The organism is Marinitoga sp. 1137 (genome assembly GCF_001941525.1).
GTDB classification, from domain to species: domain Bacteria; phylum Thermotogota; class Thermotogae; order Petrotogales; family Petrotogaceae; genus Marinitoga; species Marinitoga piezophila.
In genome coordinates this window covers 1,546,282-1,561,036 of the sequence record NZ_CP009471.1, presented here as the reverse complement: position 1 = coordinate 1,561,036, position 14,755 = coordinate 1,546,282, and the positions used below count along the sequence as shown (strand labels likewise).

Sequence of the window (14,755 nt, the reverse complement as noted above, 5' to 3'; positions counted from 1 at the left end):
ACATTAACCTCCCAGATGATACCTACCATTTTCTTCAAATATAATCTTATTCATTACCAGAATTGTTAAACGTTGCAACACAAGAGGTGTTGAAAGCCTGGTATAACTAACAATACCTTCAAATGTGTTATATCCATTATCAATTGCCATAATTATTTTTAAATCATCTTCATTTTCTATTCTTTTTGTTTTTTTATTTTCTTCTATATTAAATATCTCTTTTAAAACCTTTTCAGAAATCAAAGGAATTGCTCCATTATAAATTAATTCATTTGTACCCTCTGAACTTTTTCTTGTTATATCTCCAGGAATAGCATATACATCTATCCCGCTTTCAACAGCCAATCTTGCGGTAATTAAAGAACCGCTTTTTTTAGCCGCTTCAACTACTATAATGCCTTCGCTTAAACCAACAATTATTCTATTTCTTTCTGGAAATCGAAATGGCGTGGCAGGCGTCCCCGGCCTATACTCTGACACAATACATCCACCATTATTCAGGATATCTTCATATAACTTCACATTACTTCTCGGATAAGCAACATCAACTCCACTACCAAGCACAGCAATAGTTTTTCCAGACTTTAAAGCTCCTTTGTGCGCTGCCGCGTCTATCCCAAAAGCCATTCCACTAACTACTACATACTTTTCAGCAAGTATCTTTGCAAAATTTGTTGATATATTTCTTCCATATGCAGTACATTTTCTAGAGCCAACAATTCCAATGGACTTCTCATATAATAAATCAATATTTCCTTTTACATATAATACCAATGGAGGATTGTATATTCTCTTTAATTTTTCAGGATATTCATTATCAAAATATGTTATTATTTTTATCCCTTTTGCTTCAACATCTTTATAAAATTCTTCCAATTTACCATAGTCTATTAACGGAATCCTATTTTCTTTCAAATGTTTTAGAATTTTTAAATTATCTTCTTTTAAAAATTCCTTCATCCATATAAGACTATTTCGATTCATTGGCAACATCCTTTTTATGTTCTTTAATTTCTCTTGTTAAAAAATAATTTAAAGTAGTTCTAATTGCTATAATAGATGCTAATTTACCAATATCATCCCATGTAGGCGCAACTGTTGTTTTTAATATACTCGCACCAATCAAAAAACTCAAACTCAAAGAAAATGAATGCCCTAATTCAAGCCTACTTTCCCAAATAGCATCTTCTGATCTATCCCCAAATAAAACATCCCTTATAAAAATTCTAAATGCCACTATCATTCCAAAAACAATTACAACAATAGCCAATATATATGAAAAATCGGCAATATAATCAACAAGAATTTCAACATAATGATGCAAATTCATAAAAATTCCCCCTCTTCTTACAGGCATTTATTATAATTATAACATAGGATGTTTAATAATAAAAAAAGTGAAAACTGAATACTCGCAGAACACCCATCTGTATATATAAAGAAAAATAATATGAACGAAGACTAAGAATTTCCCGAAGCGGGGATTACAGGATAGTTGGAAAAAATAAAAGCGAGTGAAGGCTCGCAGAGTGCCTGAGAAAATTGTGAGTGGAAGGGGTCAAAATCACACGGATGTGATTTTGAGTGAAGACGAACATGGACGTGAGTCTGCAACGACCCCTGAGAACGAGCAATTTTCGAAGATTAGCACTCAAGTCGTACAAATGAACTTTTATTTTTCTCAATCAACATCAAAAGGACGAACACAAACTTAAATCTGCACATAAAATAAAAACCGGTGAGAATTTTCTCACCGGTTTTTATTTTAATCATCTATAATTACTTTTCAACACCTATTAACTTCTTTACAAATGTTGGAAGCGCGAAACTTGCAACATGTATTTCTTCATTATAATATTTTAATGTATCTTTCTTTTCAAAATTCTTTAATTTTTCAGGATTGAAATCCTTTAATGGATCTAGTCCCTTTGAAGCAAATGTATAACTCCACATTCCTGATGGATATGTTGTCATGAATCCCATATAAACCTTTGCTACAGGAAATGCGTTCTTTATTCTGTTGTATGCAATTCCCACCCATGCTCTGTCATAGAAAGGATCTTCTGTTTCTGCTGAGAATACACCGTTTTCTGTCAATGCATCTCTACATGCTTTATAGAAATCTTCTGTAAATAAGTGTCCACCTTCACCTGCTGTTGGATCTGTTGAATCAACAATAATTACATCAAAATAATCTTTGAATTGCTTTATATATTCTGCTCCATTTTCATTAACTATTTTCAATTTTGGATTATCAAATTCAACACTTGTTGTTGGCAAATATTTTCTTGCTGCTTCAATAACCATTGGGTCAATTTCACACAAAATTACTTCTTCTACTGATGGATGTTTTAAAACTTCTCTTGTTGAACCTCCATCTCCACCACCAATTACCAATACCCTTTTTGGATTTGGATGAATGAACATAGGAACATGAACTAACATTTCATGATACATAAATTCATCTACTTCTGTTGTCATTGTAATTCCATCTAAAGAAAATACTCTACCCAATTCTGGATTTTCAAACACATCTACCCTTTGATATTCACTCTGACCAGAAAATAAAATCTTATTCATTTTCATGAATAATCCTACATCGCCACCTGTATACCATTCCATGTATAATAAATGTCTGCCTGGTTCTAAATTCTTTTCCATTCTTATCCCTCCCTTAAGCTTCTACCTTGTGTGGAGAATTTTCATCAATACCAATTTCTTCATAAACGCCTCTTAAATGTTCTACTGTTTGTGCCCTTTGTGAATTAAATGCTTTCTTTAAAAATTCAAATCCTTTCCATGGATCAACATGATCGCCACATGTATAGATATCAACGGATGCGTATCCATATTCTGGCCATGTATGAATAGCAAAATGTGATTCAGAAACTATAACAGCTCCACTTACCCCATGGGGCAAAAATCTGTGGAATGTTGAAGTTACAAGAGTTGCTCCTGATTCAATAGAAGCCTTTTTCATTAATTCTTCAATTTTATCTACATCATCTAAAATATCTTTATCACATTCATAAAATTCTGCTACAATATGTCTTCCCAATGATTTTGCCATATACAACCCTCCCCATGGTATCTATTTTATTTTTATTTAATGTATTTCAATCCACAAAACTCTTGCTTTCTTTTTTCTGCTTGCGTTTTTTATATAATGTTTTTTATCTGATTTAAAATAAAATGCATCTCCCGTTTTTGCTTTGTATTTTGCATTATCAAGCCACAATTCTATATTTCCTTCAAGGACATATCCAAATTCTGATCCTTCATGATAATCTTCTTCCTCTGTTTGAGACTGCGGTTCAAGCTCAACTATCATCGGCTCAATCTTCTTTACTTCAGTATCAGTCATTAATAATTCTTCTTTAACTCCATCTGGCGTATCATACAATGGGACTCTTTCGCTTTTTTTATATATAATCTTTTTTTCCTCAAAGTCAGAAAAAAATTCTTTTAAATTTGTTCCCAACGCTCTCAAAATCATTTCAAGACTTTCAAGTGTTGGAGACGTTAAATCACGCTCTAACTGAGAAATAAAACCTCTTGTTAAATCTGCTCTAACAGCAAGTTCTTCCTGAGTTAATCCCCGTGAAAGCCTTAATTTCTTCAGTTTCTCCCCTATTTTCATAATATCACCTGTATTTTTAAATGCGTTATTTATGTAACTTATATTAAACAATTCTATACCGCTATAATAAAGCTTTACAACATTTTTTCCAAAAAAAGTTCTTTTAAAAATCGTATTTTTAGATTTAAAAATGAACGGTATAATAAACAATACGTTTATTATTATAATCTTTTTTTCTTTATATGTCAACAAAAAAACATATCAAAATGTTAATATCAATATTAAATTTTTTTGACATACATACTTCGTATAAAATACAAATAGGAAATTCATCTATTTTTATAAAATCATAATTAATGATATAATAAAATTAGACGATAATACATATGGAATTTAGTAGGAGGTTATAATATGAACGATAAAATAAAAGTAAAGGTAATTTACGAATCTGACAATCAAAATTTTGACAGAGAATTTTCAAAAGAACAATTTTCAAATTTCAATGAATTAGTCAATTTCTTTCAAACAGAAAAATTGAATTCTGTTCTTGTTGGAATGAAAATAAACGGGAAAGATATACCTATGAAATTCTATGACGAATTAAAAGGTGCATATTTTGAAGGCGGAGAAGAGGTCGAACTTACATTTGATGATCTATATGGCCTTGTAAAAAAATTGCTCCTTGAAGGAAAAGAATATATAGATAAGATTGAAAAATCACTTGAAAATGTTTCCAAAGAGGTTATGTTAAACACAGAAGAAGGGCATAAAATGTTAAAAGCGTTAGCTGAAGGTTTGCAGGCAATGAATACAATAATAAATCAGGCTTCCAATGTATTAAACAAACAATTTATAAGTGATGAAGACATGGAAAAACAAAAAGAGATTTTGGAAAAAATAATAGAATCACAATCAAATGCAGATAATGTAGAAATTTCGGATATTTTAGATTATGATTTTCCTCAAATATTAGATATGTTTAAAGACGCTTTTGAAAGGGCTATAAATGAAATTGAGTGAGGTGATAAAATGTATCAACCAAACAGTTATTATCCAAATACTGCAAATGCAAACGATAGATACCTCGAAAGTATGGTTAAAACCGCAAGTCCTGCTAAATTAGTTGAGCTTTTGTATGTAAATGCCATTGAAAGGTTAAATAGAGCTATAAAATATATAAGGGATAAAAAACTACCGGAAGCACATAATCAAATTGTGCGCGTAGAGGATATTGTAATGGAATTAAATCTTTCTCTGGATATGGAAAAAGGTGGAGAAATCTCAAAAAATCTAAGAGCATTGTATAGCTATATGTACAGAAGATTATTAGAAGCAAATTTAAAAAAAGACACAGAAATTCTTGAAGAGGTTAAGGGACTTTTAAACACATTATTAGAAGCATGGAGAGAAGCCATGAAACAGGCTGGCGATGTTATAAAGCAACAGGTAAATCAGCAACCAAGAAAAGGACTTGATATTTCAACATAAAGAAAAATAATAAAACGCCTTCCAAATGGAAGGCGTTTTATTATTTTTAACAACAATTAAAATTGTAATTCTGCACCTAATAACAATGGCCATGGAAAGAACAATGGTTTTACATAAATACCATTTATTTCTATTGGTTCAATCTGGAATCCTATTCCATAATCAAAACTAAGAACCATATTATCAGTTAAAGCTATTCCACTCATGTTCTTTTTAGCTTCATCACTTAATGCTGAAAAGTAATAATCCATTGTAACTCCCAATTCAAGACCTGGAATCCATTGCAATCCAAAAATCTTAAATCCCAAAATAGGTGTTCCAAAAAATGCAGATGTTTTTCCGGTTAATAAGAAGGATCCATATGTTTCATCCTCTAATCCCAGAACACTTGCATCAAATTCTGCATAATTTAATCCGCCACCAACATATACACTTGCATCTAAGACTTCTGAATTTTCTTTTCCCAAAATAGGTTTTAAATCATAGATCTTTGAGGTATCAAAATCATATCTTACTCCACCATATACCCCATATCCACTAAAACCAATAAAAATATCCGTCCATCCATAAGCCCCTACAATTGTTGTAGGTGAAGAAAATACAACCATGCTTAAAACTAACACACTAATAAATAACAATGCTTTTTTCATACTCTCCCCCCTCTTCCGGAATAATTTATCTAATAGTAATTATAACATATTTTTATTCTAAATTCAAAATAATATTAAAAATATAAATATTATAATAATTAGATGATATAATTAAAATACCAAACAAATTTAAAGGCGAAAGGAGAATTTCATGCAAACAAAAATTTTAGAAATAGATCCTTTAAATTTCCAGCTTGAAAAAATAAAAGAAGCAGCTGAATATATAAAAGCTGGAAAATTAGTGGTTTTCCCTACAGAAACCGTTTATGGGTTAGGCGCAAATGCTCTTGACGAAACTGCAGTAAAAAATATCTTTATAGCTAAAGGAAGACCTTCAGATAATCCTTTAATTGCTCATTTTAGTGATATAAAAGATATATTGGATTTTGTGGAAATAGATAAAAATTTATTTGAAAAAATAAAAATACTCACTCCAGGTCCAATAACCTTTGTTTTGAAAAAAAAGAAAAATATACCGGATATTGTAACAGCTGGGCGGGATACAGTTGCTGTAAGAATTCCTGCACATCCAATAGCTCGCGCTTTAATTAAAGAATCAAACACACCAATAGCCGCTCCAAGCGCTAATCTTTCAGGGAAACCCAGCCCTACCGATCCACAACATGTTATCGAGGACTTAAATGGCAGAGTAGATTTAATAATAAATGGAGGAAAGGTTGATTTTGGTCTTGAATCAACAGTTATAGATTTAACAGAGAAGATTCCAACATTATTAAGACCTGGACCAATTACTCCGGAAAAATTACGTGAAATATTTGGAAAAATAGAAATTCCTGAATTTATATATGGAAAAGCAAAAGTTGATGTTGCCAGAGCCCCTGGAATGAAATACCGACATTATGCTCCAGACAAAAAAACTATCCTCATAGAATATTCAGAGAATAGAATAGAAAAAATACATCAACTTGCTAAAAATTATAAAAATCCTTTAATTATTGCTTTTAAAGAAGATGAAAAATATTTTTCTGAGATAGATACATTAATTTCTGGAAGCATAGAAAATTACTTTGAAATAGCAACAAATCTATTTGCTTTTTTAAGAGAAGCTGATAAAACCAACAATGATGTTATAATTATAGAAGGAGTAGAAGATAAAGGATTGGGAATATCCATAATGAACAGATTGAGAAAAGCTGCAACAGAAATATGGAGGTAAAAAATGAGACTATTATTTGATGTAGGAAACACTCATATGGTAATAGGATTATTTGAAAATGACTTTTTAAAAACCTGGCGAATTGGAACAAAATCATTTGAAACAGAAGATGAATTATATTCGCATTTATACTCACTTTTATCAAGAGAAGGCATTTCTGAAAATGAAATAGACACAGTTATAATTTCTTCTGTTGTGCCTTCTGTAAATTATATACTTGAAAAGTATGCAAGCAAATATTTTAATGTAGAAGCAATATTTGTAAATGCTGCTCAATTAAAAGGAATGGAATTAAGGGTTGATTATCCTCGTGAAGTTGGTGCTGATAGAATAGTAAATGCATTGGCTCTAAAAAAATATTACGGAAATAACGCTATCTCCATAGACTTTGGAACTGCCATAACAATAGATGTAGTATATAATGGCGATTTTATAGGTGGCGCCATTATACCAGGAATAAACACCCAGATGATGGCATTATTCTCAAAAACTGCAAAATTACCACAGGTAGAATTTAAATTCCTTGACTACACCGTTGGAAAAAATACTATTGACAATATTCAAATAGGTATAATAAAAACGGTAGTATATGGTATACAAAAATTAATCTCAGAAATAAAAAAAGAATATAATACAGATTTTAAAGTTGTACTTACCGGTGGAATTGGCAGGAGTTTAAAAGGGGTAATAAAGGAATTCGAAGTATATGATCAGTATTTAACCTTAAAAGGATTAAATGTATACTATGACCTATTAAAAGGTGATAATAAATGAAGCATTTTTTGCTAATAAACCCCTGGATATACGATACAGCAGCATATGATTTCTGGTTAAAACCATTAGGGTTGTTATATGTAGGTGGAATATTAAAAAAAGAAGGATTTCAGGTAAGTTTATTGGACTTAATGAACAGATATGATAATTACTTTGTAAAAAACGACAAAATAAAAGATAGATATTACGGCACAGGAAAATTTCATTATGAAAAGGTTGAAAACCCACCTGTATTAAAGGATATACCAAGAAGATTCAAGCGTTATGGTCTTCCAAAAGAAGAGTTAAAAAAAAGACTGGAAAATTATTCAGATATAGATGGAATAATAGTTACCTCTGTAATGACATATTGGTATTATGGCGTATATGAAACAATAAAAGAAATAAGAAAAATATTTCCGGAAAAACCTATATTTCTCGGAGGAATATACGTTAACATAATGCCAGCACATGCCAAAAAGATTTTTGAAGAATTAAATGTACATATAATAAATGGAACAGGAACATTTGCAATTAACAAAATGCTGAAATATTATAATCTTCAAATAGATAATTTCAATTGGTTTGAAGAGATTGATCCAGCTTATGAATTATATAATTCCCAATTGCCACACGTGGTTATAACTTCATCAATAGGCTGTCCATTTAGATGTACATATTGTGTAACGCCAAGAATGTGGAAATATCAAACACGTAGCGTAAAGAAAATAATTTCCGGTTTAGAAACAATCTTATCAGAAAAACCTGTTAAAGATGTAGTTTTCTTTGATGACGCATTCTTGTTACATCCACAAAAAGAAGAATTACTAAATGAATTATCCAGATTCAATGTTAGATATCATTTGCCAAATGGCATTCATGCTAAACTTGTAACCCCAAAAATAGCTCGATTATTTGCTAAAGCTAATTTTAAAATAATTAAACTCGGTTATGAAACTTCAGATGAAGAATTACAGAAAAAAACAGGTGGAAAGGTTTCCAATGAAGATTTAAAAAATGCAGCAAATTATCTATTAAATGAAGGGCTTACAGATGTTTCTGCCTATATAATGGCCAATTTACCAGAACAAAAGGTAGACGATGTAAAAAAAGCTATAGATTTTTGTCTGGAAAATAATATAATACCTTCTGTAAATGAATTTACACCTATACCCAACACACCACAATATATGGAACTTGTTGAAAAAGGCTGGATTGATATAAATACTGATCCATTACTGCTTAACAATTCCATATTGCCATATTGGTGGAAATATGGTATGAGCGTTGAAGAAATAGAAGGAATTAAAAAATATCTACAAAAAAAGAAAGAAGAATACAATCTCCTTGGGAGGCATTAATATGAAAAATAACGAAAACTTAGAAGAAATAAAACTGTTAATTGACGAACTGGAAAAGATAGAGTCGTTAATAGATAGAATGATTAAAAATGAAGATTATGAAACAATGCCTAAAATCTTAGAACAAAGAAAAAAAATACTTGAAAAGATGTTACCATTTGCAGATAATGAAAAAATAAAAGAAAAAGCTCTGTCTATTATTGAAAAAGATAAAGAAAGAATAAATCATATAAAGCCTGAAATGGAAAAAATTAAAAAACTTTTAAAAACAACAAATAAAGGTAAAATCGCCATTAAAAATGGATATATGAAGGTAAACGAAGAAATTTTACGAAGAAAATTCAATTCTAACGGATAAACGAGATGTAACAGAATTATGGTATAATATGTTGAAAAATCATTGAAAAATGGGAGGGAAAAGTATGCCTTACGTAGATACTAAAGTTATACTTGAAAATGCAGATAAAAACGGTTATGGTGTTCCAGCATTAAATATTAACAACCTTGAGTTCTTACACTATATAATTGAAGCTGGAGTAAAAATGAATTCACCTGTTATTATTGAAACAAGTCAGGGTGCTATGAAATATGCAGGAAATGGCGATTTCAGAAAAGGTGCCGAATTATTTGTTAAAATGGTTAAAACATTTGCAGATGAAGTTGATATTCCTGTAGCTTTACATCTTGATCATGGTAAAGATTTCGAATATATAGTAACAGCAATAAAAGCTGGATACTCATCAGTAATGATCGACGCTTCAGAACATCCATTTGAAGAAAACATGAAAAGAACAAAAGAAATTGTAAGAATTGCACATGCTGCAGGTGTTTCAGTTGAAGCTGAACTTGGTCAATTAGCCGGTGTTGAAGATGAAGCTGTAGCAGCTGAAAATGTTCTTGTAAATCCTGAAGAAGCAAAAATATTCGTTGAAGAAACAGGTGTTGATTTCTTAGCACCAGCAGTAGGTACTTCACACGGAGCATTTAAATTTAAAGGAGAAGCAAAAATCGATTATGACAGAATTAAAAAGGTAAAAGAATATACAAAAATACCTTTGGTACTTCATGGCGCTTCATCAGTAGTTCCAGAATTTGTTGAAATTGCCGAAAAGCACGGTGCAGACTTTGGTGGAGCCAAAGGAGTTCCAGCAGATATCTTAAGAGAAGCTGTAAAATGTGGAATTAATAAAGTAAATACAGATACAGATTTAAGAATTGCTTTTGTTGCTGGTTTAAGAGAATTCTTAAACAACAACCCAAAAGAATTTGATCCAAGAAAATACTTCAAACTTGCCAAAGAATATACAATTAAGGTTATTTCAGATAGAATGGAAGTTCTTGGTTCAGCAGGAAAAGCAGAATTATTTAAATAATACATATATCATAAAAAAGGCCTGGATTTAAAAATCCGGGCCTTTTTTATGATATAATAATAATGTATTAACAAATATGTAAACCACAGAAAAGAGGTGAAGATATGGCAAACTTAAAAATACTTGTAGCTGATGATGAAGACTCTGTGAGATATAGTCTTAAACGACTTTTAAAAAAATGGGGATATGAAATCTATGAAGCTCAGGATGGTCAGGAAGTAATAAATATGATCTTACCTTCTGAGCCTGTACAATTAATGGAAAAGAAAATACACGTGAATTTTATAATTTTAGATTTAAAAATGCCTGGAATTGATGGATTTGAAGTGTTAGAAAAAATATCAAATACCTTTATTGAACGAAAACCATACATAATAGTTCTAAGTGGTATTGAAGATAAAGATAGTATTGTTAAGGCTTTGGAATTAGGTGCTGATGACTATATGACAAAACCATTTGAAATTCATGAATTAAAGGCACGTCTTAAAGCAGCAGAAAGACATCATGCACTGGAAATAAAAGATTCATTTATTTTAATGCTATCTAAAATGACGGAATTTAAATCCTTTGAAACTGGAAAACATATAGAAAGAGTTCAAAAATTTGCGGTATTACTTGCAAAAGAATACTTTCATCTTATAGGCAAAGAACCTGATATCTCATTTCTCTATGAATTACATCATGCAGCACCTTTACACGATATTGGAAAACTACTTATTCCTGAACAGATCTTATCAAAACCCGGGCCTCTATCAGCAAATGAATTTGAAATAATGAAAATGCATACTGTCTATGGCGCACGAATGTTAAGCGAAATCTCTGAAGAAACAATGTCATTTGAATACTTTAAAACCATCCATGAAGTGGTTCTTCATCACCATGAGCGCTGGGATGGAAAAGGCTATCCTGAAGGATTAAAAGAAGAGCAAATACCGCTTTCCGCACGAATTGTATCGTTATGTGACACATATGATGCCATAACTTCAAAAAGAGTTTATAAAGATGCTCAAAGTCATGAATTTGCAGTTAATGAAATATTGGCTGGAAAAGGAACACAATTTGATCCAGAAATAGTTGAAGCTTTTGAAAATATCCAACATCTCTTTAAACAGTTACGAGAAAAATTCACCGACTAATTTATTAAATTTTAGGGGGGATTTTATGAAAAAAATATTTATCTTTATCTTTATTATTCTATTAATTTCTGTATTTTTAATAATTTCATGTTCAAAAAATCCTGTTAAGGTTGGTGTAATTACAGCCTTATCTGGCAGAGCAATGCCCTCAGGAAAATCCTTAATTGAAGCTATTAATCTTTATATCAGGGAAAACAACCTTGAAAGCAATATAACCGTTATTCCTGCTGATGATAGCTGGGATCAGGAAAAGATAGAAAAAGAGTATAATCGTTTAAAAAAAGAAGGTGTCAGATTTATAATTTTTGGCACCACTTCAAGCTCATTAAATAGAGTATATAAAAAACTAAAAACTGACAACATTTTAGGTCTTGTTATCTCTGCTACTTCTCCTAAATTTAAGGGAATAGACGACAGAATTATTAGAACAATTCCCGATACAGAAAAAGAACAAAAAGAAATAGCTAATTTTCTTAATAAGAAAAACATAAAAGATATCTTTGTCATAGTAGATTCCTCAAACCCTGTATACACTGAGGCAGCATATGAATATTTTAAAACTTATTTTAAGGGACATATTGAACATTTGAAGGTTAATTTTAAAACAGATGGATATATTGACCTTATTACAAATGCATATAAAAACCAGAATAATGTATATATTATTGCCGGTTTAATTGGAGAAGTTGGAATGGTTATTCAGGAATTAAAATTAACAAATTCAAATGTAAATATTATAACCACTCCATGGGTACGAAGCAAAGGGCTTGAAATAGCTGCTGGAGATTATCTGAAAAACGTTATTGTCCCTTCACATTATCCATATGAATACACAGGAAAATTAAAGGATTTCTATGATTATTTTATAAATGATTTAAAAGAAGAACCTTCTTTACATGCATTTTTAGGTTATGAAATTATGCAAATTTTCTGGGAATCTTACAAATCAGGAAATAATACACCAGAAAAAATGGAAAAATTTATTACAGAACATGAATTTAAAACTATTTTTGGTAATGTAAAATTCGACAAATATGGCGAAAGCTCTAAAAATATGTATTTTGGAATTTATGATGGAAATAAATGGGTAGAAATAATCAATTAAATTAAGCGGTGATAACTATGCTTAATAAAAAAAGAAATTTCATTGAATACTTTAATTATATTATCATCTTCACATTTATAATATTCGCAATTATCTCCATTATTATAATAAAAACAACCACGTCAGCATTAAAAGAAAATGAGCTTGAAAAACAGGAAAAATTAATGGATTTAACAGAGTACAACGTAAAAACCTTAATAGATCAATGGATGAATGTAATAAAAGTTGATCTATACACAACACCTGATTATATTAATATAAAGTTATTTCACCTCGAATATATAAAAGGGGCTTATTCTTTTGATGAACATTATAAAATAAAAAATATTCTAAAACAAGGTTCAGAACATCTAAAAAAAGATTTTTCAGTAAAATATTATAAAAACACATGTCAAAATATGGTTGTTGGTGAATACAGGGTTTTGCCTTTTGTATTTTCACCTTTATCCTCTTCTCCGGAAATCTCAGCAATTGTAAAATACGATAATAATCTGTATTATATCTTTATCTTTGATAATGAATTTATAAAATCAGAAATATTAAAATTCGTTCCTGAAAAAACATACATTATATTCACAATGAATAAAAATGTTGTTTTCTTAAATAATTCTCCGTATGAAATTAGAATAATAAACAACAAAGAAGAGCTTAAACAAATTTTTGGTGCAAACGCCGTAATCTCTTCAAAAAAACTCGATTTTTTTAGCGGTAATATTTATTTTATAACTCCATTTGAAAAATTTTCAAATAGCCTTTTCTATTTAAAACTATCTTTTCTAATAATTTTATTAATGCTAATAATAATCTTTATAATAATCCATACACTTGAAAGAAGTTTTATTCATGAAATGAAGCAAATTACCCAATGGGGAAGAAATTGGAATCCAGGAGATATTATTCTGCAAAAAGAGACTCATTTTAATGAAAATCATCTTATAAATAATGCATTTATAGCTCTTATGAACAATGTAAATACAACACTTAAACAACTCAAAGAAACACAGTTTGAACTTATGCAAAGCCAGAAAATGGAAACAATGGGTTTAATGGCCGGTGGATTTGCTCATGATTTCAATAATATACTCACCGTTTTAAAAACAGAAGTAGAACTTATGAAATATACAGATGATCCCGAAGAAATAAATGAATCATTGGAAAATATTGAAGAATCAATAAAAAGGGCAAGTAATATAATAAAGCAAATGCTTGTTTTTTCAAAAAAAGGAGATGTTAACTTTGAAACATTTAATTTCAATGAATTTATAAATAATACATATAAGCTACTGAGAAAAGGAATTCCATTAAATATAAAATTATCCATAAACAATAACATAGATAATAATGTTAAAATATTCGGTGATCAAAATCAGCTAACTCAGGTATTACTAAATCTAATTACAAATGCCCGTGACGCTGTAAAAAATGTTGAAAAACCTGAAATTATAATAAATATATCAACAGAAATAATAGAAAATAATAATTTCATAAAGCTACAGATAATAGATAATGGCACAGGAATTCCAGAAGAAAATATTAAAAAAATATTTGATCCATTTTATACTACAAAAGGGAAAAAAGGCACCGGACTTGGTCTTGCAATAGTTAACAAAATAATATCAGATCATAATGGAAAAATAGAAGTTTCTTCTTCTCCAAATAAAGGAAGCATTTTTTCAATCTATCTACCAACAACCACCGATAAAATTATATTTAATGAAATGGATATAATATATGAAACCACAAATCTCAAAGGAAAAAATATATTAATTGTAGACGATGAAATTGGAATAAGAAAAAATTTAAAAAAACAATTTGAAAAAATGGGAGCAACAGTTTATACTGCCCATTGTGTAAAAAATGGAATTGAATTATATGAGAAATTTAAAGATATTATAGATATTGTTATTACAGATTATATGATGCCTGAAGAAACAGGGGATAAACTTGTAGAATATATTAGAAGATATAATCCAGATGTTAAAATTGTAGTAATCACAGGATATTTATCAGATGAAGTTAGAGAGAAGCTTGAAAAATTCAATGTTTTAATTCTAAATAAACCTTTTGAGTTTGCTGAATTAATAACTGCAATAACCAGATAAAAATAAAAAGCGAGCATAATGCTCGCTTTT

16 protein-coding genes are annotated in these 14,755 nt (G+C 29.9%); 10 read left to right on the top strand and 6 right to left on the bottom strand.

Going from position 1 to position 14,755, the window contains the following annotated elements:
* Positions 1 to 3: 3 nt before the first annotated feature.
* The 5 genes from dprA to LN42_RS07440 all read right to left on the bottom strand — a co-directional run bounded on the left by dprA (position 4) and on the right by LN42_RS07440 (position 3,640).
* Complete coding sequence (gene dprA, locus LN42_RS07465) at positions 4 to 984, bottom strand: DNA-processing protein DprA (protein WP_014296907.1); 981 nt, start codon at positions 982 to 984, stop codon at positions 4 to 6.
* Positions 971 to 1,330, bottom strand: a complete 360-nt coding sequence (locus LN42_RS07460) for a DUF1622 domain-containing protein (RefSeq protein ID WP_014296906.1) — start codon at positions 1,328 to 1,330, stop codon at positions 971 to 973. Before LN42_RS07460 ends, dprA begins: the two co-directional genes overlap by 14 nt.
* 449 nt (positions 1,331 to 1,779) lie before the next feature.
* A complete protein-coding gene (speE, locus tag LN42_RS07450; protein ID WP_014296905.1) occupies positions 1,780 to 2,661 on the bottom strand; it encodes a polyamine aminopropyltransferase in 882 nt (293 codons plus the stop codon).
* Positions 2,662 to 2,674: 13 nt separating this feature from the next.
* Positions 2,675 to 3,070, bottom strand: a complete 396-nt coding sequence (gene speD / locus LN42_RS07445; protein WP_014296904.1) for an adenosylmethionine decarboxylase — start codon at positions 3,068 to 3,070, stop codon at positions 2,675 to 2,677.
* 36 nt (positions 3,071 to 3,106) lie between these two features.
* Positions 3,107 to 3,640 carry a cupin domain-containing protein gene (locus tag LN42_RS07440; protein WP_075780815.1) on the bottom strand — a complete coding sequence of 178 codons (534 nt, stop codon included), beginning with the start codon at positions 3,638 to 3,640 and terminating at the stop codon, positions 3,107 to 3,109.
* Between the two features lie 351 nt (positions 3,641 to 3,991).
* Between LN42_RS07440 and LN42_RS07435 the strand changes: the two genes are divergently transcribed.
* Together LN42_RS07435 and fliS are read left to right on the top strand one after the other, a co-directional pair.
* Positions 3,992 to 4,600, top strand: a complete 609-nt coding sequence (locus LN42_RS07435) for a hypothetical protein (RefSeq protein WP_014296902.1) — start codon at positions 3,992 to 3,994, stop codon at positions 4,598 to 4,600.
* A gap of 9 nt (positions 4,601 to 4,609) precedes the next feature.
* Entirely contained in the window at positions 4,610 to 5,068 is a 459-nt protein-coding gene (gene fliS, locus LN42_RS07430; RefSeq protein WP_075780651.1) for a flagellar export chaperone FliS, read from the top strand.
* Positions 5,069 to 5,124: 56 nt separating this feature from the next.
* Here fliS and LN42_RS07425 read toward each other — a convergent pair whose 3' ends face one another.
* Entirely contained in the window at positions 5,125 to 5,718 is a 594-nt protein-coding gene (locus LN42_RS07425; protein WP_014296900.1) for a hypothetical protein, read from the bottom strand.
* Between the two features lie 151 nt (positions 5,719 to 5,869).
* Here LN42_RS07425 and LN42_RS07420 point away from each other — a divergent pair, with 151 nt between their 5' ends.
* The 8 genes from LN42_RS07420 to LN42_RS07385 all read left to right on the top strand — a co-directional run bounded on the left by LN42_RS07420 (position 5,870) and on the right by LN42_RS07385 (position 14,725).
* On the top strand, positions 5,870 to 6,895 hold the full coding sequence (locus LN42_RS07420) for an L-threonylcarbamoyladenylate synthase (RefSeq protein ID WP_075780650.1): 1,026 nt from the start codon (positions 5,870 to 5,872) through the stop codon (positions 6,893 to 6,895).
* Between the two features lie 3 nt (positions 6,896 to 6,898).
* The gene (locus LN42_RS07415) at positions 6,899 to 7,669 is read left to right on the top strand and encodes a type III pantothenate kinase (protein ID WP_075780649.1); all 771 of its coding nucleotides are present in this window, start codon (positions 6,899 to 6,901) and stop codon (positions 7,667 to 7,669) included.
* Positions 7,666 to 9,009 carry a radical SAM protein gene (locus LN42_RS07410; RefSeq protein WP_014296897.1) on the top strand — a complete coding sequence of 448 codons (1,344 nt, stop codon included), beginning with the start codon at positions 7,666 to 7,668 and terminating at the stop codon, positions 9,007 to 9,009. The genes LN42_RS07415 and LN42_RS07410 overlap by 4 nt, the downstream gene beginning before the upstream one ends.
* A 1-nt stretch (position 9,010) precedes the next feature.
* Positions 9,011 to 9,367, top strand: coding sequence for a hypothetical protein (locus tag LN42_RS07405; RefSeq protein ID WP_075780648.1), 357 nt, complete (start codon positions 9,011 to 9,013; stop codon positions 9,365 to 9,367).
* Positions 9,368 to 9,431: 64 nt separating this feature from the next.
* Entirely contained in the window at positions 9,432 to 10,382 is a 951-nt protein-coding gene (gene fba, locus LN42_RS07400; RefSeq protein ID WP_014296895.1) for a class II fructose-1,6-bisphosphate aldolase, read from the top strand.
* A 104-nt stretch (positions 10,383 to 10,486) separates the two neighbouring features.
* Positions 10,487 to 11,518: an HD domain-containing phosphohydrolase gene (locus LN42_RS07395; protein WP_014296894.1), complete on the top strand. Its 1,032-nt coding sequence runs from the start codon at positions 10,487 to 10,489 to the stop codon at positions 11,516 to 11,518.
* Positions 11,519 to 11,543: 25 nt separating this feature from the next.
* Positions 11,544 to 12,623 carry an ABC transporter substrate-binding protein gene (locus tag LN42_RS07390; RefSeq protein WP_014296893.1) on the top strand — a complete coding sequence of 360 codons (1,080 nt, stop codon included), beginning with the start codon at positions 11,544 to 11,546 and terminating at the stop codon, positions 12,621 to 12,623.
* Positions 12,624 to 12,640: 17 nt separating this feature from the next.
* Complete coding sequence (locus tag LN42_RS07385) at positions 12,641 to 14,725, top strand: hybrid sensor histidine kinase/response regulator (RefSeq protein WP_075780647.1); 2,085 nt, start codon at positions 12,641 to 12,643, stop codon at positions 14,723 to 14,725.
* Positions 14,726 to 14,755 lie beyond the last annotated feature (30 nt).